Raw genomic sequence first — 22,416 nt, 5'->3', positions numbered from 1 at the left:
GGTGCCTTGGGCGGCGTGTGCGGCTGGTGCGGGGGCGGCGAACGCGTGGCGGGCGACGGCTCGGCGCAGCTGGGTGACGGTGGCGTTGCGGGCGAACTGGGTGACCGAGGCCTGGTGGGTGACCGGGACGTGGCGGGCCAGGACGGCGACCTGGTCCAGGGACAGCTCCCCGGCCTCCAACGCCACAGCTGCGTCGGTGAGCTCGGTGCGTCGCCGGGCGACGGCGACGATATCGGCCGCGTGGGCATGCGACAGCCCGGCGCGGACGACGAGGTAGTGCTCGGGTGACTTGAACCCGCCCTCGCCCCAGTGCCGGTCGCGCATGACCTCGTCGATGATGTCGACCAGCTCGGCCTGCGCACGGTTCAACCGACCCGCAACGGCAGCGGTCCGCTCCCACAACGCTTGGTTCCGCATGCCCCAGCCACCGTCCGGACCGGTGTCCGGGAGTGCTGCGAGCGGGACTGTCGACATGCCCCAATCGTACAGGTGTTCGAATGCTCTGAGAAGGGTTGTCCACACCCCGATCCCACGAATTCGCTCTGAGCAGAACCGAATTGGCGCCGTCCACTCGCCGCCAGTGGAAGTGGTGAGAGGAGTGCGTCAGTGGTCGACGCGCCAGCGACTGAGGACGGTCCCGTCCTCCTCGAGCAGCAGCATCGGGGTGAGCGCGACGTCGAGGTCCGGCCCGCTGGTGATCCGGCCGTGCTCGCCACCCACCAGGGTCGGCGCCCAGGTGAGGTCGACCTCGTCCACGACTCCCGCGCTGAGCATCGTGCCGAAGAGCGACGGTCCGCCCTCGGACAGGATGCTGCGGAACCCTCTGTCCTCCAACGCCGCTCGAGCCGCCCGCAGGTCCACAGCTTCCTTGCCGACCACCACGACATGGTCGTCTCCGAGGACCTCCCTGGCGGCGGAGACGTTGGACGAGGATGCCGACTCGCACGTGATGAGCAGGGCCGCTCCCCGAGGTGACGTCATCGCAGCGACGGTTGGCGGTAGCTCCCCGCGGTTGCTGACGACCGCGAGCACGGGCGCCTCCGGGTCCTCGTCCCGCAACGCCGGATAGCCCTCTGCACGAACGGTTCCCGCGCCCACGACGACGACGTCTGCGAGCTGCCTCAACACGGAGAAGACCCGGAAGTCGGCCGGGGTGTTGATGCTCCCCGAGCGCCCGTCCGCACCGGTCACCGCGCCGTCGAGGGAGGCCACGAAGTTGACGCGCAGCCACGCGCGGTCGGCCGGCGCGGCATACGCCTCTCGCAGGGCAGCGTCGTCCACATCGGTGCCGGGGGCGTGGGAGCCGGTCTCGCTGAGCAGCAGGCGCATGCGGGAAGTCTGCCTCACCTACGCTTCCCCCGTGCCCTCCTCACTCACCGAACGCTCCCCGAAGCTCGACCGCGAACGGCTGGTGCGGGACCTCGTGCCCCCGCCGCGGTTCGACGCGGAGCGGTTCTCGACGTACCGCCCCGATCCCGCGGAGCCCAGCCAGTCCGCGGCGGTGGAGCGGCTCGAGGCGTATGCCGCGTCGTTGGGCGGAGCCACTGGGAGCACCGGTCTGTTCGGGCGACGTCGCAAGCGGGCGAAGGCCGGGCGCGGGATCTACCTCGACGGCGGGTTCGGCGTCGGCAAGACGCACCTGCTGGCGAGCCTCTGGCACGAGGCGGAGGGACCGAAGTCCTTCGGGACGTTCGTGGAGTACACGAACCTCGTCGGGGCGCTCGGCTTCGCCCAGACCGTCGAGGCGCTCAGCGCGCACACCCTGGTGTGCATCGACGAGTTCGAGCTCGACGACCCGGGCGACACCGTCCTCATGGCGACCCTGCTCGCGCGCCTCACCGAGGCCGGGGTGTCGCTGGCGGCCACGAGCAACACCCTGCCGGATGCGTTGGGGGAAGGGCGGTTTGCCGCTGAGGACTTCCTGCGCGAGATCCAGGCGCTGGCATCGCGCTTCGACGTGCTGACCGTCGACGGCCCGGACTACCGGCACCGCGACACGGTCGACAGCCCGCCGCCGCTGACCGAGGCGGAGGTCGCCGAGGCGACCCAGCGGGAGGGTGCCGTGCTCGACCACTTCATCGACGTGACCCGTCACCTGTCGACCGTGCACCCGAGCCGGTACCGCACCCTGCTCGACGGGGTCACGGCCGTGGGATGGACCCACGTGCGCCCGGTGACCGACCAGGCGGTCGCGCTGCGCCTCGTGGTCCTCGCGGACCGCCTGTACGACGCAGACATCCCGGTGTTCGCCAGCGGTCAGCCACTGGGAGAGGTCTTCTCCGCCGAGATGTTGTCGGGCGGCTACCGCAAGAAGTACTACCGCGCCATCTCCCGTCTCACAGCCCTCGCGCGGGCTGACCAGCGGTGACAGGATGCGCCAATGGGCAAGAAGGACAAGAAGGCCACCAAGCATCCCGAGTCGAAGCCGGCTGAGGTCACCCCGCTGGCTCCCGTGACGTTCAGCGAGGCGCTGCGGGTGCGGGAGGGCTTCGTCCTCGCCGAGTGCGACCCACGCTCGACGCCAGCCTTCGACGGCGACAAGGAAGCCGGGCAGGCGGCCCTGGAGCTGCGCGCGGGGGAGATCGGCGAGTTCCAGGAACGCCTGTACGCCGAGGCCAAGATGGACGGTCAGCGGTCGCTCCTGCTCGTCGTCCAGGGCATGGACACCTCCGGCAAGGGTGGCATCATGCGCCACGTCGTTGGTGAGATGGACCCCCAGGGCGTGCGGTACACCGCGTTCAAGGCCCCTTCGGCAGAGGAACGCCGGCACCCGTTCCTGTGGCGCATCCGCAACGCGCTGCCGTCGCCGGGGCAGATCGGCGTCTTCGACCGTTCGCACTACGAGGACGTCCTCATCGTTCGGGTGCACGATCTCGTGCCCAAGGCGACGTGGTCGCGGCGCTATGCCCAGATCAACGCGTTCGAGGAGAAGGCGATCGCCGACGGCACCACGATCATCAAGGTGATGATGCACATCTCCTCGGACGAGCAGAAGGCCCGGCTGACCGAGCGGCTCGCTCGGCCCGACAAGCAGTGGAAGTACAACCCCGGCGACGTGGACGAGCGGTTGCAGTGGCCGCACTACCAGGAGGCGTACCAAGCGGTCCTCGACCGCACCTCGACGGACGCAGCCCCGTGGTATGTCGTCCCCGCCGACCGCAAGTGGTACGCGCGCCTGGCCGTCCAGAGCCTGGTGCTCGAGCACCTCGAGGCGATGGACCCCCGGTGGCCGGCAGTCGACTACGACGTCAGCAAGGAGCAGCAGCGCCTCCGCGTGACGTGAGGGTGCGATGAGTTCCGCTCCCCGGCGGAGTCTTCACGGGTAGGTGGTGCCACGTCGGGCGCCGCCACGACGAAGGGAGCTGGGCGTGCTCAGCGAATCGAAGGCATTCAGTGGCTTCTCCGCCAACGACATCGACGCAGCGCGGACGTTCTACTCGGACGTTCTCGGGCTCGAGGTGACCGAGCAGATGGGCATCCTCAGCCTGCACCTCGGGGGTGACCACCGCGCGATCATCTACCCCAAGCGCGACCACGAGCCGGCCGGGTTCACCGTGCTGAACTTCCCCGTGGCCGACATCGAGGCGACGGTGGACGGCCTCACGACGGCAGGGGTGAGCTTCGAGAAGTACGAGGGGACGCCGATGGCGACGGACGCCAAGGGCATCTTCCGCGGGGGCGGTCCGCTCATCGCGTGGTTCCGGGACCCGGCCGGGAACGTCCTGTCGGTCATCCAGGACTGAGGCAGGACTGAGGCAGGACTGAGGCCCGGGGCGCGGGCCCCCGCCCTTGCCCGGTCTGCGCTCAGCTCAGCCCGGGCGGCGGCGGGACCTTGCCGAACCCCCACAGCATCACCCAGGTGGCGATCCCGCAGATCGTCAGCAGCACGATGCCCCCTGCAACGGTGGCGGCAGGTCCCGGCTTGCGGATCGGGCGCATCCAGACCTCGTGCTGAGGTCGGGGTGCCGGCGCGCCGAGCATGGCGCCACCGCAGGCCGAGAGGACGACGATCGGGCCCCCGATGTAGAGCAGCGGGTCCAGGACGTCCATGTAGTTGAGCCCCTTCATCGCTGCGGGCAGCAGGATGACCAGCGCCGCGGTCACGGCGCCGAGGAAGAGCCCGATCAAGGCTCCCCGTCCGGGTTGACCTCTCATGCTGCCGAGTATGCGGCGGCGTGGACTCCGCGTCGATCAGCCGTTCGTCGCGTGTTTCCGGCCGGTCAGAGGGTGAATGCGCGGTCCACGAGGGTCCTGGACGCCTGCGTGCTGAGGCCGACGTCGAGCGTCCCGAAGGTCGCGCCGTGCCGTCCGCCCAGGCGGCTATCGATGAACGCGTCAGCCACGACGGTGGGGGCGAGCCTGGCCAGCAGGGACGCCTGCAGGGTGACGGCGAGTCCCTCGACCACCGAGCGTGCCCCGGCCTGGGCATCTGGTCGGGTCGCCCGAGCGAGCAGCTCCGGAAGCCCGTCGATGGCGTCGTCGAGCACGCGGTGGTGGCCCCGCGCGAGCCCGACCTCGGCGAGGTAGGCGTCGACGGAGGCCTGCTCACGGCCTACGGCTCGAAGGACGTCGAGGGCGTTGACGTTGCCCGAGCCCTCCCAGATCGAGTTGAGCGGCGCCTCGCGGTAGAGGCGCGCCAGGCCGTTCTCCTCGACGTAGCCGTTGCCGCCCAGGCACTCCAGGGCCTCGGCGACCATCACCGGGGTGCGCTTGCAGACCCAGTACTTGCCCAGCGCGACACCCAGTCGGGACAGGGCCGTGTCGCCCTCGTCGACGGCGTGCGCGAGCCGCAGCGCGAGTGTGGTGGCCGCCTCGGACTCGAGGGCGAGGTCCGCCAGCACGTTCTGCATCAACGGCTGGTCGACCAGCAGGGCGCCGAACGCACTGCGGTGCCGGGCGTGGTGGATCGCGCGGAGCAGAGCGGCTCGCATCGTCGCGGACGATCCGAGGATGCAGTCGAGGCGGGTCGCCGCGACCATGTCGAGGATGGTCCGGATGCCGCGGCCCTCGTCGCCGACTCGCACCCCCCACGTGCCGTCCAGCTCGACCTCGGAGGACGCGTTGGACCGGTTGCCCAGCTTGTCCTTCAACCGCTGGAGCGCGAAGGGATTGCGCTCACCGTCGTCGAGCACCCGGGGAACGAGGAAGCACCCGACACCCGCCTCCGTCTGCGCCAGCACGAGGAAGGCGTCGCTCATCGGCGCCGAGCAGAACCACTTGTGCCCCGTCAGGCGGTAGGTGTCACCGCCGGCCACCGGGCCGCCGTCCCTGGCCACGGCGCGGGTCGTGTTGGCGCGGACGTCGGAGCCGCCCTGCTTCTCGGTCATGCCCATGCCGGCGATGGCCCCGGCCTTGGCGTCGAGCGGGCGCAGGCCGAGGTCGTAGCTGCGTGAGGCGAGCGGGGGGACCCAGCGCTGCGCGAGCGCGGCGTTGGCCGCCAGCGCCGGCGCGGCGGCATACGTCATCGAGACGGGGCAGAGGTGGCCCTGCTCGACCTCCGACCAGGTCGTGAACCCGGCCGCACGTCGCACGTGCGCTCCGGTGCCCGGGGGGCGCGTCCATGGTTCGGCGGTGAGCCCGCCCCCGACGGCGACTTCCATGAGGGAGTGCCACGCAGGGTGGAAGTCGACCTCGTCGAGGCGTTCGCCGGTGGGGGAGTGGGTCCGCAGGACGGGGTGGTGGGTGTTCGCCTGCTCGGCCCACTCGCGCGCCTGCGCCGACCCCGAGCGCGCGCCGAGATGCTCGACCTCCGCGTATGCAGCGTCGTCGGCCCAGCGCCGAACGGCCTCTGCCAGCGCGGCGTTGCTGGTCAACGCGTTGTAGTCGGGGAGGGCGGGGACCTGGTTGGTGACGGCGTGGGTGGGCACGACCGCAGAGTATGCGGGATACCGTGGGCAGGTGAGTGTGAAGGCGCGGGTCCGTCGCGAGCTGGTGCGCGTGCCCGGAGCCATGCCGGTCGCGCGGATGACGGTGGAGACGATCAGGGTCTGCCTGAAGTACCGCGTGACCGGGTTGGCCTCCGAGGCGGGCTTCTTCATGCTGCTCTCGCTGCCGCCGTTGGTGCTGGGGCTGTTCGGTGGCGTGGGGTACCTCGGCAAGTGGCTGGGGGACGACACCGTCACGCGGATCATCGCCCAGATCCAGACCTGGGCCGGGCAGTTCCTCACGCCCGGACTCATCCAGAACACGCTGCTGCCCACCGTCCAGGACGTGTTCAAGGACGGCCGGTTCGACCTCATCTCGGTCGGCTTCCTGCTGTCGGTGTGGTCGGGTTCGCGTGCGCTCAACGTCTTCGTCGACACCATCTCGATCATGTACGGCCAGTCGGGGGTGCGCGGCATCGTCCGGACGCGGGCCCTGTCGCTGACGCTCTACGTGCTGTCGCTCGTGGTCGGCATCGTCGTCATCCCCTTGGTCGTGATCGGCCCGACGTGGCTCAAGGACCTGCTGCCCAAGGAGACGGGCTTCCTGGCCTGGCTCTACTGGCCCGTCGTGACCGTCCTCGCGGTCGCCAGCATCGCGACGCTGTTCCACATCTCCACCCCACGGCGCAGCCCGTGGCTCCGCGACGTGCCCGGAGCGGTGCTGACGCTGGTGCTGTGGTCCCTGTCGTCGTACGTCCTGCGCGGCACCGTCGCGGCCTCGCTGAAGGGCGGCACGTCGATCTACGGACCGCTGTCCGCCCCGATCGTGCTGCTGATCTTCCTGTACGCCCTCGCCATCGCGGTCCTCATCGGCGCCGCGCTCAACGCCGCCATCCGCACCCTGTGGCCCGTCGAGGAGCGACTGTCGCTGCGGGCACGCGTCGTCGAGTGGGTCCAGGGGAAGCTCGCCTCCCGCCGCGCCGGGTCCGCGGCCCCTGCGCCGGGTGGCGCTCGTGCCGGCACGGCCTCCGTCGCCTCGGCGACCCGAACCCCCGCCGACACCGCCCACGGCGCCCCTGCGGGCAACGGAGCAGTCGCGTCCGGCGGCGTGGCCGGGCTGCTCGCGGCCCAGGCGGACGCCACCGCGGAGGAGGAGCTCGTGGGGTCCCTGGCGGGTCTCCGGGAGGAGGCCCGCAAGCCGCTGACCCCCGTCCCGGACGACTCGGACGACACCCAATTTGGAGAGGAAGCGCCTGATCCGATAAGTTTTCTTCGCACGCGCAGCGGGTAGCAAAAACTCCCCGTTCGTCACCAACGCGCGTGTAATGCGGATGTAGCTCAGTTGGTAGAGCGCAACCTTGCCAAGGTTGAGGTCGCCGGTTCGAGCCCGGTCATCCGCTCGGAGGGTTTGACCGCCTTCACGGTGGAGTGGCCGAGAGGCGAGGCAGCGGCCTGCAAAGCCGCGTACACGGGTTCAAATCCCGTCTCCACCTCGACTACGTACGAACCCGAAATCTCCACCCTCGGGCGATTGGCGCAGTGGTAGCGCGCTTCCTTGACACGGAAGAGGTCACTGGTTCAAACCCAGTATCGCCCACCAGTACGAAACAGCCCCTGACCTGCGGAAACGCAGATCAGGGGCTGTTCTTCGTAGGGCTCCGAATCGGCCCTGAAGGGCGATGCTTGACTAACTGCTTGACTAAGGATCCGGTTTTGGGTCAGATTCCGGTGTCGGAATGGAGGCCGGACGTGGGCGGACGTCCTCGGACACGAAGATGCGGTCCATGGCCTCCGCGCCCTCGGTCAGCACGGGTCTGAGCTGCTTTCGGTAGACCGCCTCGGTGACCGTGGTGCTCCGATGGCCGACAAGCCGGGCGATCTCCTCCAGAGGGACGCCTGCCTCGGACAGGATCGAGACGAAGCTGTGCCGGAGCTCGCGGGGTGACCACGTCCCGTCGACCAGGCCAGCTCGGCGCACGACGCTGCGGAAGGCACGGCGGACGTTCGCCGAGTCCAGGGCGAGCCCTGAATCGGTGCAGAAGACGAGGTCGTTGTTGGTCCAGCTGTCCCCGGCTGCCTCCCTTCGATGGTCCTGCTCCCGCCTGTGAACAGTGAGCGCTTCGACGGCGACGGCAGGCAACCGGAGGGTCCGTCGAGACCGCTTGGTCTTGGTGTCGCCAGTTTCACGCACCGAGCGCCAGACCTGGATGGTCGGCGGCCGGGGTGGTTTCGACGCGAGGTCGCCGGTCAGGTCCAGGTGGGCCCAAGTCAGCGCGCGCAGCTCCTCCGTCCGGGCGCCTGTGACGAGGCTGAGCGTGATGTAGGCATTCATGTCCGTTCCACGCGCGGCGGCCAGCACGGCCGCAGCTTGCTCGAAGGTCAGCGCCCTCGACGGGCGCCCCTCTCGTCCCTGCGGGACCTCGCAGTGCAATGCGACGTTTCGTCGGAGCCGGTCACGGGCCACTTGGCGAGATAGGGCTCGACGTAGGATGGAGAGGATGCGCTGCAAGGTGGCGCGGCTCAGGTCAGGTGCCTTCCGCTTGAGCCATCGGTCGACGTCCTCGGCTGTGAGCTCCTCGACCTTCCTGGCTCCCAGGTCCGGGATGACATGTCCGTTGGCCAGGATCCGGCACGTGTTGATGGTCTTCTCGGATCGGCCGGCGAGACCGAACTCCAGCCAGTCCTCGACGGCCGAGGCAACCGTCATGCGGGCAGCTACCGAAATACCGTCCCGGTGGTCGCGAATGAGCTTCTGGAGCTTGTCCTTGGCCTCGGTCTTGGTGCGACCGGTCCCAGTCTTGACGATGCGTTTACCGTCTGGGTGGAAGCCCACCTGAGCGGTCGCGATCCAGCGCTGGCGTGACTCCGAGAAGTGGACGCCACCCTCGCCGCGACTACGCCGTGTGGCCATCCGCCTCCGCCTCTGACTCGAGCAGGGCGACGTAGCGTTCGATCGCCGACGCAGTGACGTAGCAGCGGCGCCCTTGGTGCACGGTCTGCAAGCGCCCCGCACGGATCTGCTCATAGACGACGGTGCGGCTCATGCTGAGCAGTTCCATCGTTTCCGCGATGCCGAAGAGCGCGCGTTCTGCCACTGCGGTCATGGTTTCTCCCTCGTCGTTCTCGACTGGACAACGGTGACGAGGGGGCACCATCCGCGCCAGATCGTCGTTTAGCCGGGCGTCAGCACGTTCACTTGACCTAGGAGTTGCGTGATCGTCGCCGAGGCTGCTGCTCAACTAAGTGCAGTGAGTTCGAGACAAGCGTGGTGTCCTCCTGAGCCCCGAATCCGCTGATTATCCGGGGGGAGTGCACGCCGCTACTCGTCCCTGCCGTGAATAGCCTCTGACCTGCATAGATGTGCGAATACGGTTAGTGAAGGTGCTCGCCATCTCCTGGCCTTGCTCGACCTAAGTCGGAGGGTAAACCGGACGGCGGCAGGCTCACTGCCCCAGCGGAGAGCCCTGTGGCTGGGGCAGAGCTCGAGCGAGCTCTGGACTGGCGAGGGAACCTTCCGATTTTCGGACATACACATACGCGCAGGTCAGGGGCCACTTTCCATGCGGCGTGCCACATTTCGTGCAGTATCTCGCCGCGTCAAACAGGTCGCGGGCTTACTGACGGGGTGGGGTTGGGGTGTTGGCTAGTCCGCATATGTCGGGTTGCGTGATCGCGCCAGGCAACCCAACCTTGGTCCTTAGGCGGAGTCACGCACGCAGAGCAGATGGTCTTCGAAGTGCTCAACCGGGAGTGCTTTGTCCCGCATTGCCATCGGTCACGACTCGTGCCGTGTACTCGGTCATGGCCAAGGTGTTGACGTCGATGGTCGTGCAGAGCCCAGATCTCGCTCCCAGGCAGCCGTGATTCGACCTTGCTAGGCACGCGTAGCTCCACCTGTCACAGCGGTCGTAGCAAGGCCGCGACGGCGGGTTGGCTTTCACGAGTCGCTGTGCCAGAGCGCGCGTGTTGACTCGGCGAAGGCGCGAACGTCCATGGGGGGTCGCGGCTCGGCGGCGCTATAGCCCAGAGCGAGGACGCCAAGGAGGTCACCCGTGAACCCCAGCCGGCCCCCAATCGTCGACTCCGCGATTACCACATCTCCCATGAAAGCCGCCGCCACGCCGAGTGCATTGGCAGCGATCCACATGTTCTCAACGGCCGCTCCGATGCCGATCAACTCGAACGCGTACCCGGCTAAAGACCCGGCCAGGGCCTCGTTCGGGACGCTGAGCAGGGTCTTTCGACCAGAACTAAAGGCGCCCAGGTTCTCGACCCAGATGGTCGCGGGGACTTGGCGAAGCACCTCCGCCGAGTTGCGGACGGTCGACGTGTACTGCGCGTACGGTCGTCCTGTGCCGGGGTCGTGAGGGACGTAGTCGTCGATGTCCCGCGCTCCCGTCACCACATCCGCCAGCTCGTCGAGGGTGGGACGGTCGGTGACGATGTGGAACCGCCAGGGCTGAGCGTTCTTCGACGAAGGTGCCGCGAGACCGCAGGCGACGATGCGTTCGAGCGTGGAACGGCTCACGGAGCGCCCGTCGAAGCCGTATCGGATGCTCCTGCGGTTCATCAGGGCGGCGAGGATCACGTCGGAGTCGGACATCGCGGATAGGATACGGCGAATCATTCCTCGAGGGATGCCCATCTCGACGCAAAGGCTCATGGTGTCCACCCTCCACCTCACGCAAGCACAGTTGCTAAAGTTCGAGCTCTTGGACCAGGGGCTCGTCATCTCTCGGGCTGCCCTCGACGCGTTGCGCGAGCTGAACGGGGAACGGTCCCTCAGTCCGCACGACTACGCGTCAACCTCCGGCATCATCCTCAATCTCGAGGACGACGTGTGGGTCAACGCCCCGATCGAGCGCTACAACCCCAACTTCGTCTCTGCCACCCCTTTCGTGCTCGGCTTCGACGAGGGTTTCTTCGTCGAAGGAGCTGGCCTGTCCAGCCGGGCGACCTTCTGGCCCCAGCCGGAGTACCACGGCTCGGCGATGGACTTCGGCCCGCTCAACAACTACGTGGTCACGCACGGGGACCGGGCGAGACTCTCACCGGTTCGCAGTTGCTCGATGACGTGCACCTTCTGCAACATCCCGTACGACGACCCGCTGTCTGTCTACGCGCTGAAGCCGGTCGCCGCGCTCGTGTCGGCGGCCCGGGTTGCGCTGGGTGACCCGCTCCAGCCTGCCCGGCACATGCTCATTTCCGGCGGAACTCCCAAACCGAAGGACATCCCCTGGATGCAGGAGCTGTACGCCACGGTCCTTGGGGCGTTCCCCACCACCAAGGTTGACCTGATGATGGTCCCCCTGCCGGGCCTGTTCGATCTGCCCAAACTGGCGGACCTCGGTCTCCACGAGCTCTCCATCAACCTCGAACTGTACAACCGCGACCGAGCGCGCGACTACATGCGGCAGAAGTACAACCAGGGCCTTGACTTCTACCTGGACTTCATCGAGTCGGCCACGGTGGCACTCGGCCAGGGCCGCGCCAGATCGATGCTGATGGTTGGTCTGGAGCCGCTGGAGGACACGCTGGCCGGGGTCCGCGCGATCGCCCAGCGAGGTGGCACCCCAGTCCTCAGCCCGTTCAGGCCGGACATGGCCACACCCCTTCGCGACCTCAAGCCGCCCACCGCCGACTTCATGCGCGAGGCCTACGAGCGAGCGAGCGACATCGTGGCCGAGTTCGGCGTCATCCTAGGACCGGACTGTCCGCCCTGCAGCCACAACACCCTTAACTTCGCCGCTGGTGCCGACGGGCGGGTCGCCTATGCACACGATCGGCCGGTGATGATCGGGGCCGGTGCGTGAGCCTGTACCGCTCCGTCACCGACTTCCGGGTCGAGGACGTCGACTGGATCCTTGATCGAGCCGCGCGGATCAAGGCGGGCGAGCCCAGCGCGCAGCTGCCGCCTCGGGCGGTTGTCGGTCTTGCCTTCCTGGAGAGCTCCCTTCGGACGCGGACGGGGTTCGCCGCTGCCGCTATCAGGCTCGGGGCGACACCGGTCGAGGTCCTCGGCGTGCGAGAGAGCGCAGTGTCGATGCCCGAGTCCGTCGACGACACCCTGCGCACCCTCGCCGGGTACTGCGATGCCGTGGTCGCGCGAGTCGGCGAGCACCTGGTGTTGCCTGCCGGGGTGCAGGTCCCCTTGGTCAGTGGTGGAGACCGTGGCCTCGTGGCAGAGCACCCCACACAGGCGCTCATCGACCTCTTCGCCCTGACGCGGCTCGCCGTGCCCGTGGGGGACCAGGTCGTGGCCCTCTGCGGGGATCTTCGGATGCGGGCCGCACGGAGCCTCCTGCTGCTCCTGGAGGCGTACCAGCCTCGTCGCCTCGTGCTGGTCACCGAGCCCGGCCTCCATGAGGGACTCACCGTCCCGGAGGGGCTGGCCACCCTGTGCGAGGAGCGGACGCTCGGCGACATAGGTGACGTGGACGCCCTGTACGTCGTGGGCATCCCGCACGGCGCACTGGACGAGGACGGCCGAACTCGGTTGAGGGTCACGTCGGCCCACCTCGACAGCCTGCCGCCGCGCGCCCGCGTCTACTCACCCCTGCCCGTGATCGACGAGATGGAGCGCGACGCCCTGCACCATCCTCGGGTCCGCATGTTCGAGCAGAGCGACGACGGGCTCTACGTCCGGATGGCGACGCTGGAGCTCGTTCTCGGCCTCGGCGCTCCTGCGTGATGCAGGGCGCCAGGCAGGATGACCGCCTGACGGAGGGTCAGTGCAAGGCGATTGACGCCGTCGTCCGGGCCGAGCGAGCCGATCTCATCGCGTGTGCGCTGACGTCGGTGCAGGGCGTGAGAGCGGGCGGACCACCTCGTCTGACGATCAACTTCCACCCTGACCGTCTGACCCGCGACGGCCACACCGTGATCGAGGGCCTGGCGTCGACTGGTCGCTACCGCAACCAGTTCGAAGTGGGCTACACCAACGGCGTGGTTTCGCCGGAGCCCGGGGGTCTGCGCGACCGGTGTGAGCGGGCGATGTATGGCGGGGCCTATCACAGGCCCGGTACCAGGCCGGAGGAGCGCCCGAAGTACGGCTCGCTGACGTTCGACGACTCGCCGTACGGCGGTTGGCCGCGGTTCGGCTCCTGCCACCTGGTCCTCAAACCTCAGGTGCTCGACCGCGTCACCGTGTCCGTGGGGGACAGCGTGTTGGGTCCGAGCTGGTTGGCGGGCTCGGCCACTGCCGTGGCCGCAGCCGCGGCGGGGAGGACTGCGCCGAGCGAGCCACGCCTAGCGCGCAGGCTCGACGGTCCTCTCGAAGCACAGGTCCACGGGCCCGTCGACCTCGGGCGCGACGTCGAGGCCATCTCGGTCGATCCGAGCTTCGTCGGTACGCCGGTCGCCGACGGCCTGGCCCTCGTCCACGCACGGTTCGGCGTACCGTGGCACACAGGTCCGCCGGTCGAACGCAGTGCGCAGGGATGGTCGACGACCCGCGACCAAGAGCTCGTCCGTCGCGCCCTGCAGGAGCGGGCGAGCTCGGGACAGCCGTGCACCGCAGCATGGGTCGGGGTCGTCGCGCGCTCCAGCCTGTGGGCGTGGACATCAGGGGACGACAAGGTCATCGGCGAGATTGCGAAGTTCCTATGGAACGAGCTGTTCAGTCCGACCAGACCCGCCTGAGAGCGTCTAGTTGTCCCGGCCTCCGGAATCATCCGTCATGCGCTCTCTGGAGTACCGGCGGTAGTCGATCTTCCTGCTCGCCTCGTCGACCGACGCCCGGCCATCCCACGCGGGAGCCAGATCGGTGGGCTCCGCGACCCCCAGTGTCAGAGCGGACATGGGCAGTTCCTGGTCGCCGGGCAGGGCGCCGACGTTCACGGCGCCGTACTGACGACTGAGCGGAGTCCGCACCGTGAAGTCCTTGGGGTCCGCGGCGTTGAAGAGCTGCCAGACCACGCAGCTGTCGAAGGTCGCTCTGCCACGAAGGCCGACCCCGAACCAGGTGTTGATGATGTGCGACTCGGTGAAGTCCAGGACGAAGTCCCTCGGCCTCGACCGTTGGGAGTGTTCGACCGGCCGCGTGATGGTCAGTCCTCGAAGTGCGGCGTCGAACATGCTCAGCCGCGCGTGGGTCTGCTCTGCGAACTCCACCGAGGTCCCTGCCACGTGCCGCAGCGAGATCTGGCCGGACCGGACGAACGTGCAGCTCCTGATCTTCAGCGAGCTGAGGCGGCCGCCGAACATCGTCAGGCCGCCGGGCTGGCGCTCGAAAGGCAGCTCGCTCGGCGAGCCCTTGGAATCCGTGACCACCGCGGCAACTTCCGGCTCGGACAGGATGCGCAGGTCCGCAGACACGTCCTGCCTCGGCTCGGCATACCAGCGCAGGGCCTGGACGACATCGGCGTCGTCGACGAGGAACGACGGCCGGGAACCCAGACGGTCGCGATCCTCCGGGGGGATATCGGTCGAACTGGGGGTCGGCGAGGGAGATCCGACGACCGTGCAGTCGAGCATCTCCACGTCGTCGAGGATGCAGTTGACGAACTGCACCCCGTTGAAGGTGCACCGGCGGAAGACCGTCCCCTGCAGGTCGCAGTTCACGAAGGTCACGTCGCGAAGGTCGGCGGAGACCTCACAGAACTTCCATCGTTGGTTGACGAGCAGCCGGCCGTTGAGGAAGGTCTCGTCCACGCGGTTCTGCCAGCTCATCCGCACGCCGCGAAGCGCCGAGAACTGGTGCACGGCCTCCTCGGCCGTCAGGCCGCCGGAGGTGTCGCCGACGGCCGCGCTCCACTGGATCAGGCCCGCACCGAACAGGTCGTGGACGAGGCTGACCATCGTCTTGCCCTGCTCCGGAGTGGTGATCCGGACGAGCTGTGACATCCGCAGCCACTCGATGGCGAAGTGGAAGGCGCGGTACTCCTCCACGTGGCTCTCGATCGGCGACCGGCCGAGCAGGACGCCTGCCGTCAACTCGTGCTCGTCACGAGCTGACTCCACCCCGCCCATCAGTCCGTGGCGCTCGACGGCCAACCAGTCGCGGTTATCAGTGTCCTTCTGATCGTCCCCCCTCGTGGGCGACCCCCCGACGATGGACTCGTCGACCCGGGTGGCCAGCGCAAGACGCGCCCGCTCTGCCGTGGATCGGAACTGGTCGGGGAGGTCCTGCGTGCCGTCGCGTCTGACGACGAGCCGACCCAGGTCCTCACGGGAATGGTCGACCTTGAAGCCGCCACTGGACAGGTGTGCGCTGATCGCCCGGACGTAGTGCTTCGTGCGGGCGGTGAGGACGTCGGGGATCCCGGCCGAGGCGCAGGTCTGGCTGCACAAGTCGACGGAGACCGCGACCGCCTCCGCCAGGGCCGTGTGGAAGAGCGCCGCTCCCTCCTGGTGGCGGAAGTACCTCGTGAGGTCGGAGGCCTCGATTCGACGGCCCTCCACGCGCCTCCACAGCACGAACAACAGGGCCTGCAGGTGCAGTAGCCCGCGATCCTGCGGCATCCCATCCACCCCGGCAGCAACCCAGGCGTCCACGATGCGCCTGCTCGCTCCGAGGGTGATGTCGCCCCGCACGACGTCGTCGGATGCCGTGGTCCGCACATGGGGACCCTCGATGATGCGCGCCACGTGCTCAGGGCTGGTGATCGGCGCGAGCTCGAAGCGCTTCTGGCTGAACGGACCCAGCCGCAGACCAGCGTGCCCACCGAGTTGGTGCTCGTACTCCACCCGAAGCGAGATAACAACGCGGACGTCCGTCACGGCCGCCTTCTCGATCCAGCGGAGCACCCACTGGAAGGCGTCCGGCCGGTAGCGCATGAGCTCCTCGAACTGGTCGAGGACCACGACGCACTTGTCCCCGTAGGACCGGTCGAGAGTGCTGAGGAGGTCCCCGCCCTCGGTGAGACCCAGTCGGGCACGCACGGGAAGCTTCTCTGTGAGCAGCGCCTGCAGGAGCCGGTCCGCCTTATCGGCAGGATCGAGCTGCGAGGTCGTCATCTCGACGATCTCGGCGATCTCGCTGGAGCGGCGGCTCCATTGGTTGCACAGGACGACCGTGTAGCCGGACTCACGCAGTCCTGGGACGAGCCCGACCTGAAGCATCGACGTCTTGCCCACGCCGGAGGCACCGGTGAAGACCAGGACGTCCGTGTCGAAGAGGAGCCGCTTGAACCTCAGGATGTCGTCGTCGCGGCCGATCAGCTCGGTGGCCGCGTGGCGGCCCTCCTGCATGGGGCGTGGCCCGGCCCACGGACAGTCCGACGCTGTTACTCCTTTGCGCCACGTGTCGAGCAGGCTCATGCGGCACCCCCCTCGATCGTGCACGACCTCTCGCCCGGGAGTCGCCGTAGGTCAGGGTTCGCCGTGTGGGCGGCCATGTGCCGCAGGGCGGGCACCACCCGTTCATAGGTCGCCGCGACGACGTCGAGGCCTTGCCAGAGGAAGACCTCCCGCTCATTGGGGGTCGTGCGCCGGTTGACGACGACACCGGCACGCTCTGTGGTGCGCTGAGCGTCGTTGACGTGACTGCGGAGGTCTGCCGTACCGACCACCGCGGCCGTACGGTGCCGCACGGCCTCGTCGCTCAGCTGGACCCCGAGGGCGAACCAAAACCGGGCGTCAGTGGCCATGCCACCCTTGAAGAGGCGAGCCGGGAGACCGAGCCTTTCCTCACCCTTGGCTGGATCGATGTGCGGTGGCTGCGCCAGCTCCGCGGCCCACTGGTGCAGGGCCGTGTACTCGTCGAGCAGGACCGTCCCGGCCAAGGTCCTTCCGGGAAGCCCCCCGAGACTGCCCACGAGGTCACCGACCCAAGCGGTGTCGGACCCGGCCCGGGTGGCGTACTTCTCCTCCTGCTCATCGAGGTCGTCGAATCCCTCGACCTTGATGAGGGGTGACCCCGCTACCCGCACCACGATAGGCAGGGTGAAGTCGTCCTTGGTGGCGTCGGGGTGGCTCGTCAGGAGGGACCACCCCCGGGTGACCCGAAGCGCGAAGAGGTGGTTGAGGGTCAGCTTCGTCCGGGGCGGCAGAGCAGCAATGGTCGTCTGGAGCCAGACGAAGGCCTTGGCCTCGGAGGCGGTGCCGACGTAGAACGGGACGACGAGTCGGAAGGGTGTGCGCGCCGCCAGCAGCGCCATCTCCAGCTCGAGGTCGAAGGACGTCACGAACGCGACGGCAGGCGGGAACTGCTCGCGGCCTTCGCGGTCGGTCGAGGACGCGTGGCGAGCGGCCTGGGCGATGAGCAGCTCCGCGACGGCGTCGTACAAGCCGTCACGAGCACTCGGCGAGACGCCGGTGGCGCCCCGCGAGCCCTTGGTGCTGGACGAAGGAGCATTGCGGACGCGGGAGGACCACGAGTCGACGGTGGTCTGGATGAACTGCGCGTGCAGCCGGGCGCGAGCGGCCGACAGGTTGTCGAGGTGTGGCCAGCGGTGCGACCGCACCGCCGACTCGCTGGCGAGGATCAGCTGCGTGAGCAGGTCCGACCAGCCGGGGTACTGCGACGTGCCCTGCGTCATGAAGTGCCACGCGATCTCGGACATGAGCGTGGCGTCGGACCGCGTGACGGATGGCTCGTCTGCATCGAGGTCCTTGAGGACCGCTTGGGCGAAGTCCGCGACGAAGGCCAGCTGCTCGTGGCGTCCTTTGGTCTCCGACCGGAGCAGCGTGAGCTGAGCCTTAAGTGGCACCACGAGGAGGTCGACGAGCTCGGCGCCTCGCGGAGTGGGACCGACCAGGTCCGACGAGAACGTCAGGGGCTCCTCGGATCTCGCGATGGCGCCGTCGGCGAGGGTGCCGACCTCGAAGTACAGCCTGGTGAGCAGGTGGGCGCACAGCGTGGCGCGGGCCGCGAGGCGCACGTCGTGCTGCGCCAAGGCGTCGAGCTGAGCAGTCCTCGACGATGCCTCGGCCGAGTCGCGGTCGGACGCCATGGGGCCGAGCCTCGACCGCACCAACGACAGCCCGAAGGTCTCGACGACCTCGGCAGCACTGCGTCCCTCAGGCAGCCGACCCCACGCGCGAGCTTGATCGGCGAGCAGCCGGGGAATCGCCTCGACGGCCGCCGACGACCCGGCCTCGCTGAGGCCCAAGCACCCACTGCCGAGCACCGGCGTGATCCAGGGAAAGGCCAGCCGTGCCCTGATTTGGTCGCGGTCCTTCTCGTAGCCGCGGAGCAGCTCGTCACGGTCCGGATCGTCGCGCGGGCGCCCCTGCACCTTGGCGATCTCGGCGTCCAGCTCGCGGATCGCGTCCTGGACGGCCTTCGCGTAGATGTCGGTGATCGCCGCGCAGAACGTGGGGTCGGCCGTCCCCTTCCACCGCTTGAGGTAGTCGTCCCAGCTGGGGAAGAAGGCCGGCGGGTCATTGCGCCGAGACGTCGACAGGGCCATCAGTCGCCCACCCCGACGCCCTCGGCCGTCCTTGACTGCCAGCCGGAGATCACGGCGTCCAGCGGTGCCGTGAGGTCGAACCCGCTGTCCGTCACCCGCCGACGCACAGTGAACCGCGCCACCGCCGAGCCCGGGTCGTTGACGATGCCGGTCGGGGTGACCACGTCACTGCGGACCGTGTCGTCGGTCTCCCGCAACAGGTCCGTGAGCGCGAACGCGTCGGTCACCTGGGCGCCCGGACCGGTCCAGTGCACCACGACGTTGGCGAAGTCGGGCATGGCCGCCACCAGCTCGCGCAGCGGGCGTGGCTCCGGGCTGGGCGCACCGAGCCACGCGGCCACGTGCTCAAGCATGAGGCAGGCCTCACCGGCCTCGATGGAGAGTCGGCACGAGGCGTGGGTCGACCCCTGGAAGCGGGGGTTGACCTCGGTGAAGAGCGGAAGGCCCTCGTGGACGAGGTAGTCGACGCCGAAGGTCCCCAGGTAACCGTGTCGGTGCAGCCAGACCCCGATCGCCCTGGTGGAGGCCTCGATCTGGTCGAGGACTTCGTCACCCAGGTCACGAGCACGCCCGAAGTCGTTTCCGCAGTAGCCGAACTCGCGGGTCACGCAGCTGTCCACGCCGATGAGCTGGACCGAGGGGTGGTGCACAGTGACTGTGCCGTCCTGCCACACCGTGGCGCCAACGTTGACCGGCACTCCACCCCCGATGAACGGGGCGACGCTGACGAAGGCCTCGTCGACCTTCGGCCATGCTGCGGCCAGCTGGTCGGGGGAGTCCACGTGGACGAAGCCCTGGCCGCCGGAGGTGCGGCTGCGCCGCAGGACGAACGATCCGTGGCGGCTCACCTCGCGCGCCTTGAGTTGCTCCTCGTCGGCGACGTAGGTCCAGGGGATACGGGGCAGACCCATGGCGCGGACGGCGGACTCGACCCACGGCTTGTGCTCGAAGGCGGAGGCCTGGGCACTAAAGAGCCCGAGGTTGAGGCTGTCGTCCTGGCGGGCGAAGTGGATGGAGGACAGGAACGGAGACGGCCGGTAGGGCAGCAGGGCGCTGTCGGCCGAAAGGGCGCGCAGAAGGCTGTGGCGGAACTCGTTGGTGGCGGGCTCGCGCAGCTGGTCGTCGATGTCCCAGATCTCGGGGTCGACCCGGACTCCGGTGAGGTCCTCGTAGGCGACGGACTGGACGCCGCCACGGTTGGAGTAGTTTCCGGCGATCGAGAATGACGCGGAGAGCTGCGACAGGTCGGACAACGGCTCGATGTCGTCACCGCGGATGCCGGCCCAGACGAGCCGCCGGTCACCCAGACGCCGTTCGACCTCAGCCAGCATGCCACCCCGTGCGACCAACGTTCCACCCCTTGCCTCGAAGACAGCGACCTCACATGGCTCCCGGACCCACTCGGCGGAGTCTAACGGCGCAGGTGCCGTTCCATCCCGAGAAGCGGCGAGGTCCAGTGCTCGAAGGGCCGGCTCCGCATCGGCTGGGGTGACAGCGGGACGACCCGGTCCCGGCTGTCGACGACGTGCGGCGGGCCGCCCCCGGGGAGATCGAGCCGCAGGGTGGCCCCGCTGTCCACCTGGTACCGGAGGCGGCCGTCCCTCTCGACCCAGGCGCTCCATCCGTCGTTGGCATCCAGTCCGTGGGCGAGCACCACGACGGCCCCGCCGGCGGCGGCCGCCACGAGGGACGACACCTTCAGGTCGGGGAAGGCAGGGCACTCGCCGGAACCGTCGCGCGTGGCACCGTGGAGAAGGACGCGGCTCCCGCTCATGACCGCTCCTTCAGCCTGGCGGGAGGCCAGTGTGTCGACGACCTCGAGGGACGATTCGGCATGACGGGCCACGTATAGGAACGTGCCCTTGGGGGACGCCCACACGAAGGCGACGTCGGCGCGGCCGGCACCCCCCACGGCGAGGACGGCGCCCGCCCCCAGGCGGGACAGGTCGAGCGCGCGCTCCCACTCGGCGGACTCTCCCGTCACACGGTTGAGCCTGGCGATGCGCAGACGGTCGTCCTCCCGGGCGGCGATGAGGCTGGCGTCGGAGGCCACCAGCGTGCCTGCGCCGGCGGTCTTCGCCTCGGTCCACTGCAGCCTGTTCCTGACCACGGGGACAAGTCGCCTGCTCCCGACGAGGACGACGGGCTGGGAGGCGTGGGTCGCCGTGGTCGTCGTCTCCGCGCCACCCTGGGTGGTGGCCGGAGCAAAGTCCCGTGGCTCAGGGGGGTGCCGGTCGCGGATGTCCGGCCACGACGCGATGGCCGCCTCCACCCTGGCTCCGTCGAAGGAGTCGTACTGGAAGCCTCTGGCGTCCTTTCTCGCGATGGCGTAGTTCTCCACGACCCTGGGGATCGCAGCGGCGGCGCAGAAAGCCGTGAACGAGTCACCGAGCTGCAGGCCCGCGTAGATCCGACCCATGCTGGTCTTTGCCCTGGCGTAGAACTTGCCTTGGGTATTCACCCTGGAGACCTTCGGGTCGTTGCTCAGACCCATGGTGCACAACCACATCGCGTGGATGCGTGTCGGCCAGGAGTCGTAGTCGAAGGCTTCCACGTGGGCCTTCCCACGGCCGGCCACGCGAGCCCCACCGCCCCATACCGTCATGGCCCAGGCCATCCACTCCGGCCAGGTGAGGTCCTTGATCTCAGGCGTGGGGTCGAAAGCCATGCCGCTCATCCTGTCACCCGGACGGCCCGCCCGACGCTGGATCGGGCGAGGTAGCGCCGTGGTATCGCGTTACCAGTAACACGCCCAGGAGCCTGTAGTCACGCGCCGTTACCAGACTTCCGTGGCCCTCACAGCGAGCGACAAGCGCTCGCTGAGCGAGGAGTCACCATGAACGAGAACACCTTCCACAATTGGCAGGCGATCAAGCCGGCCAGGCCGATCATCAAGCGCAAGCGGAGCGTCCTCAACGGACACATGCTCCCGACCTGCGCATCGGGTCGGATCCGCTACCGCGACCGGTCCCAGGCGCAGGACGCGATCGTTGGCCTTCGCCGCACCTTCAGCAAGGCCAAGCTCGAGCGCGTCGAGGTCGTGGCCTGGCACTGCCCGACGTGCCAGGGATGGCATCTGCGGAACAGTGCCCGCCTGCACGCCGAGGTCGGTGCCTGATGGGCGCCGCACATGGGACCGTCTGGTTCGATGGCGGTGACCCCCCGGACGGGGACCTGCCCGCGACGCTGCGGCAGGGCCTGCCTCGCCTCCACGAGGCGGCCGCGGCCGCAGGAATCGCGCGGGGGACCGTGGACGCCGTGATCGCGGCCGCGTGGAGTCCCTACGGCGGGTTCGTCGCACACGGCACGGACGGCTTCCACGACGTCGTCGACGCGTCCCTCGCCGTGAACGGGTGGGCCTGGACGGAGGCTGTGCTGGTGGAGCCGGCGAGGCGGCGTGAGTGCTTCGCGTCGGTCACCACCGCTGCTCGCCGGAGCACCCGCCGGACGTGGTCCCGACTCCCGGAGCCGGTCCGTGAGGCAGCGGCTGATGACGCCATGCTCGGGCTGAGCACCCGCCTCCTCGAGGATCCGCCCTCCGGGTACCTGATGCCCGGGTGGGCGTCGTGGACGGTGGTCAAGCAGAACGTCAGGTGGCGCCTGACCACCGCGGCAAGCAGGTATGACGCGGAGCATGCCCGCGGGCAAGTCCAGGTCATCTCGCTCGAGGCCCACTGGGAAGCGGTCGGGGAGCACGAGGTCCGCGACAATCGTGTGGGAGCGGGATCGGTCGACGGACGCGCAGTGGAGGCGGTCGTGTGGGCCTCGGCCGCCGCTCACCTGGCACGGCACGCGGACGCGATGGTGGCGGGCACGCGCTCCGGCGCGGCTCGCGACAAGGTCGCGCTCACCGTGGCTGCCGCCGGCTGGGTGCTGTCCGAGGGCGCCACGGACCAGCGTGACGTCCACGGCGATCCCGTGGCGGGCAGCGCCGAGGAGCGCCGCCACCAGTTCGCCCAGGACCCTCTGATCGTGTCGTTCCAGGCCCTGCGCCAGGTGGCTCCCCGGACGTGGGGCAGGTACCCCGCGGACCGGGTCCCCACCCGCGAGGTCATCGAGCACACGGCGCGCGAGGCAGCGGCTCGCGGTGACGAGAACGCAGCGTGGTTCGCCACGCTGGAGGCACGACGCGTGGAGGTGGCCAAGAGCGACCGGCTCCTGCACGGGATCAGGCAGCTGGTCGAGCGACTACTCCGGGA

General features: G+C 68.9%; 19 protein-coding genes and 3 tRNA genes. 11 read left to right on the top strand and 11 right to left on the bottom strand.

What is annotated here, in order from left to right; genetic code table 11:
* Nucleotides 1–474, bottom strand: a 474-nt coding sequence (locus ASD62_RS03510) for a DUF222 domain-containing protein (RefSeq protein WP_157581554.1), incomplete at its 3' end; no start/stop codon positions are given.
* Nucleotides 475–603: 129 nt separating this feature from the next.
* On the bottom strand, nucleotides 604–1,329 hold the full coding sequence (locus tag ASD62_RS03505; protein WP_056914777.1) for a dihydrofolate reductase family protein: 726 nt from the start codon (nucleotides 1,327–1,329) through the stop codon (nucleotides 604–606).
* Here ASD62_RS03505 and zapE point away from each other — a divergent pair.
* The 3 genes from zapE (at nucleotide 1,328) to ASD62_RS03490 (ending at nucleotide 3,743) form a co-directional block, all read left to right on the top strand.
* The gene (gene zapE / locus ASD62_RS03500) at nucleotides 1,328–2,368 is read left to right on the top strand and encodes a cell division protein ZapE (RefSeq protein WP_056914776.1); all 1,041 of its coding nucleotides are present in this window, start codon (nucleotides 1,328–1,330) and stop codon (nucleotides 2,366–2,368) included. The genes ASD62_RS03505 and zapE overlap by 2 nt on opposite strands.
* Nucleotides 2,369–2,380: 12 nt before the next feature.
* Complete coding sequence (locus ASD62_RS03495) at nucleotides 2,381–3,283, top strand: polyphosphate kinase 2 family protein (RefSeq protein WP_056914775.1); 903 nt, start codon at nucleotides 2,381–2,383, stop codon at nucleotides 3,281–3,283.
* An 85-nt stretch (nucleotides 3,284–3,368) separates the two neighbouring features.
* Nucleotides 3,369–3,743: a VOC family protein gene (locus tag ASD62_RS03490; RefSeq protein ID WP_056914774.1), complete on the top strand. Its 375-nt coding sequence runs from the start codon at nucleotides 3,369–3,371 to the stop codon at nucleotides 3,741–3,743.
* Nucleotides 3,744–3,804: 61 nt separating this feature from the next.
* Here the strand turns inward: ASD62_RS03490 and ASD62_RS03485 are convergent, their stop codons facing one another.
* A complete protein-coding gene (locus ASD62_RS03485; RefSeq protein ID WP_157581296.1) occupies nucleotides 3,805–4,155 on the bottom strand; it encodes a hypothetical protein in 351 nt (116 codons plus the stop codon).
* 65 nt (nucleotides 4,156–4,220) lie between these two features.
* Nucleotides 4,221–5,867: an acyl-CoA dehydrogenase family protein gene (locus ASD62_RS03480; RefSeq protein WP_056917134.1), complete on the bottom strand. Its 1,647-nt coding sequence runs from the start codon at nucleotides 5,865–5,867 to the stop codon at nucleotides 4,221–4,223.
* A 31-nt stretch (nucleotides 5,868–5,898) separates the two neighbouring features.
* Here ASD62_RS03480 and ASD62_RS03475 point away from each other — a divergent pair, with 31 nt between their 5' ends.
* From ASD62_RS03475 to ASD62_RS03460, 4 genes are all read left to right on the top strand, one after another.
* Nucleotides 5,899–7,155 carry a YihY/virulence factor BrkB family protein gene (locus ASD62_RS03475; RefSeq protein WP_235529100.1) on the top strand — a complete coding sequence of 419 codons (1,257 nt, stop codon included), beginning with the start codon at nucleotides 5,899–5,901 and terminating at the stop codon, nucleotides 7,153–7,155.
* 36 nt (nucleotides 7,156–7,191) lie between these two features.
* Nucleotides 7,192–7,264, top strand: a tRNA-Gly gene (locus ASD62_RS03470).
* A 22-nt stretch (nucleotides 7,265–7,286) separates the two neighbouring features.
* Nucleotides 7,287–7,357 (top strand) — tRNA-Cys (locus tag ASD62_RS03465).
* 32 nt (nucleotides 7,358–7,389) lie between these two features.
* Nucleotides 7,390–7,464, top strand: a tRNA-Val gene (locus ASD62_RS03460).
* Nucleotides 7,465–7,563: 99 nt separating this feature from the next.
* Here the strand turns inward: ASD62_RS03460 and ASD62_RS03455 are convergent.
* The 3 genes from ASD62_RS03455 to ASD62_RS03445 form a co-directional block, all read right to left on the bottom strand.
* Nucleotides 7,564–8,775: a tyrosine-type recombinase/integrase gene (locus ASD62_RS03455; RefSeq protein WP_056914772.1), complete on the bottom strand. Its 1,212-nt coding sequence runs from the start codon at nucleotides 8,773–8,775 to the stop codon at nucleotides 7,564–7,566.
* Nucleotides 8,759–8,968: a helix-turn-helix domain-containing protein gene (locus ASD62_RS03450; RefSeq protein ID WP_056914771.1), complete on the bottom strand. Its 210-nt coding sequence runs from the start codon at nucleotides 8,966–8,968 to the stop codon at nucleotides 8,759–8,761. Before ASD62_RS03450 ends, ASD62_RS03455 begins: the two co-directional genes overlap by 17 nt.
* Nucleotides 8,969–9,801: 833 nt before the next feature.
* The gene (locus tag ASD62_RS03445) at nucleotides 9,802–10,467 is read right to left on the bottom strand and encodes a nitroreductase family protein (protein WP_056917133.1); all 666 of its coding nucleotides are present in this window, start codon (nucleotides 10,465–10,467) and stop codon (nucleotides 9,802–9,804) included.
* Between the two features lie 34 nt (nucleotides 10,468–10,501).
* Between ASD62_RS03445 and ASD62_RS03440 the strand changes: the two genes are divergently transcribed.
* The 3 genes from ASD62_RS03440 to ASD62_RS03430 all read left to right on the top strand — a co-directional run bounded on the left by ASD62_RS03440 (nucleotide 10,502) and on the right by ASD62_RS03430 (nucleotide 13,505).
* On the top strand, nucleotides 10,502–11,677 hold the full coding sequence (locus ASD62_RS03440) for a hypothetical protein (protein ID WP_200956848.1): 1,176 nt from the start codon (nucleotides 10,502–10,504) through the stop codon (nucleotides 11,675–11,677).
* Nucleotides 11,674–12,555 (top strand): hypothetical protein, encoded by an 882-nt coding sequence (locus ASD62_RS03435; RefSeq protein WP_056914769.1) that lies wholly within the window; start codon nucleotides 11,674–11,676, stop codon nucleotides 12,553–12,555. The genes ASD62_RS03440 and ASD62_RS03435 overlap by 4 nt, the downstream gene beginning before the upstream one ends.
* Before the next feature lie 107 nt (nucleotides 12,556–12,662).
* Nucleotides 12,663–13,505 carry a DUF3626 domain-containing protein gene (locus tag ASD62_RS03430; protein ID WP_162254749.1) on the top strand — a complete coding sequence of 281 codons (843 nt, stop codon included), beginning with the start codon at nucleotides 12,663–12,665 and terminating at the stop codon, nucleotides 13,503–13,505.
* 6 nt (nucleotides 13,506–13,511) lie between these two features.
* On the opposite strand, the gene ASD62_RS03425 is transcribed toward ASD62_RS03430, so the two are convergent.
* The 4 genes from ASD62_RS03425 to ASD62_RS03410 all read right to left on the bottom strand — a co-directional run bounded on the left by ASD62_RS03425 (nucleotide 13,512) and on the right by ASD62_RS03410 (nucleotide 20,885).
* Nucleotides 13,512–16,124 carry a pentapeptide repeat-containing protein gene (locus tag ASD62_RS03425; RefSeq protein WP_082580552.1) on the bottom strand — a complete coding sequence of 871 codons (2,613 nt, stop codon included), beginning with the start codon at nucleotides 16,122–16,124 and terminating at the stop codon, nucleotides 13,512–13,514.
* Nucleotides 16,121–18,217 (bottom strand): hypothetical protein, encoded by a 2,097-nt coding sequence (locus tag ASD62_RS03420; protein WP_056914766.1) that lies wholly within the window; start codon nucleotides 18,215–18,217, stop codon nucleotides 16,121–16,123. Before ASD62_RS03420 ends, ASD62_RS03425 begins: the two co-directional genes overlap by 4 nt.
* Nucleotides 18,217–19,548 carry an ATP-grasp domain-containing protein gene (locus ASD62_RS03415; protein ID WP_056914765.1) on the bottom strand — a complete coding sequence of 444 codons (1,332 nt, stop codon included), beginning with the start codon at nucleotides 19,546–19,548 and terminating at the stop codon, nucleotides 18,217–18,219. Before ASD62_RS03415 ends, ASD62_RS03420 begins: the two co-directional genes overlap by 1 nt.
* 80 nt (nucleotides 19,549–19,628) lie before the next feature.
* Nucleotides 19,629–20,885, bottom strand: a complete 1,257-nt coding sequence (locus ASD62_RS03410) for a hypothetical protein (RefSeq protein ID WP_056914764.1) — start codon at nucleotides 20,883–20,885, stop codon at nucleotides 19,629–19,631.
* 168 nt (nucleotides 20,886–21,053) lie between these two features.
* Between ASD62_RS03410 and ASD62_RS03405 the strand changes: the two genes are divergently transcribed.
* The gene (locus ASD62_RS03405; protein ID WP_056914763.1) at nucleotides 21,054–21,335 is read left to right on the top strand and encodes a hypothetical protein; all 282 of its coding nucleotides are present in this window, start codon (nucleotides 21,054–21,056) and stop codon (nucleotides 21,333–21,335) included.
* Nucleotides 21,336–22,416 lie beyond the last annotated feature (1,081 nt).

This window comes from Phycicoccus sp. Root563 (assembly GCF_001427915.1).
Classification (GTDB): domain Bacteria; phylum Actinomycetota; class Actinomycetes; order Actinomycetales; family Dermatophilaceae; genus Pedococcus.
The sequence above is the reverse complement of the archived record's forward strand: the minus strand, read 5'-3'. Positions and strand labels throughout refer to the sequence as shown.

Bases quoted from the DNA above. Each gene is read 5' to 3' on its own strand.
- ASD62_RS03415 (WP_056914765.1), bottom strand. From the start codon at position 19,548: ATGCTGGCTGAGGTCGAACGGCGTCTGGGTGACCGGCGGCTCGTCTGG.
- zapE (WP_056914776.1), top strand. From the start codon at position 1,328: ATGCGGGAAGTCTGCCTCACCTACGCTTCCCCCGTGCCCTCCTCACTC.
- ASD62_RS03425 (WP_082580552.1), bottom strand. From the start codon at position 16,124: ATGAGCCTGCTCGACACGTGGCGCAAAGGAGTAACAGCGTCGGACTGT.
- ASD62_RS03440 (WP_200956848.1), top strand. From the start codon at position 10,502: ATGCCCATCTCGACGCAAAGGCTCATGGTGTCCACCCTCCACCTCACG.
- ASD62_RS03495 (WP_056914775.1), top strand. From the start codon at position 2,381: ATGGGCAAGAAGGACAAGAAGGCCACCAAGCATCCCGAGTCGAAGCCG.
- ASD62_RS03505 (WP_056914777.1), bottom strand. From the start codon at position 1,329: ATGCGCCTGCTGCTCAGCGAGACCGGCTCCCACGCCCCCGGCACCGAT.
- ASD62_RS03445 (WP_056917133.1), bottom strand. From the start codon at position 10,467: ATGTCCGACTCCGACGTGATCCTCGCCGCCCTGATGAACCGCAGGAGC.
- ASD62_RS03410 (WP_056914764.1), bottom strand. From the start codon at position 20,885: ATGGCTTTCGACCCCACGCCTGAGATCAAGGACCTCACCTGGCCGGAG.
- ASD62_RS03420 (WP_056914766.1), bottom strand. From the start codon at position 18,217: ATGGCCCTGTCGACGTCTCGGCGCAATGACCCGCCGGCCTTCTTCCCC.
- ASD62_RS03485 (WP_157581296.1), bottom strand. From the start codon at position 4,155: ATGAGAGGTCAACCCGGACGGGGAGCCTTGATCGGGCTCTTCCTCGGC.
- ASD62_RS03405 (WP_056914763.1), top strand. From the start codon at position 21,054: ATGAACGAGAACACCTTCCACAATTGGCAGGCGATCAAGCCGGCCAGG.
- ASD62_RS03450 (WP_056914771.1), bottom strand. From the start codon at position 8,968: ATGACCGCAGTGGCAGAACGCGCGCTCTTCGGCATCGCGGAAACGATG.
- ASD62_RS03455 (WP_056914772.1), bottom strand. From the start codon at position 8,775: ATGGCCACACGGCGTAGTCGCGGCGAGGGTGGCGTCCACTTCTCGGAG.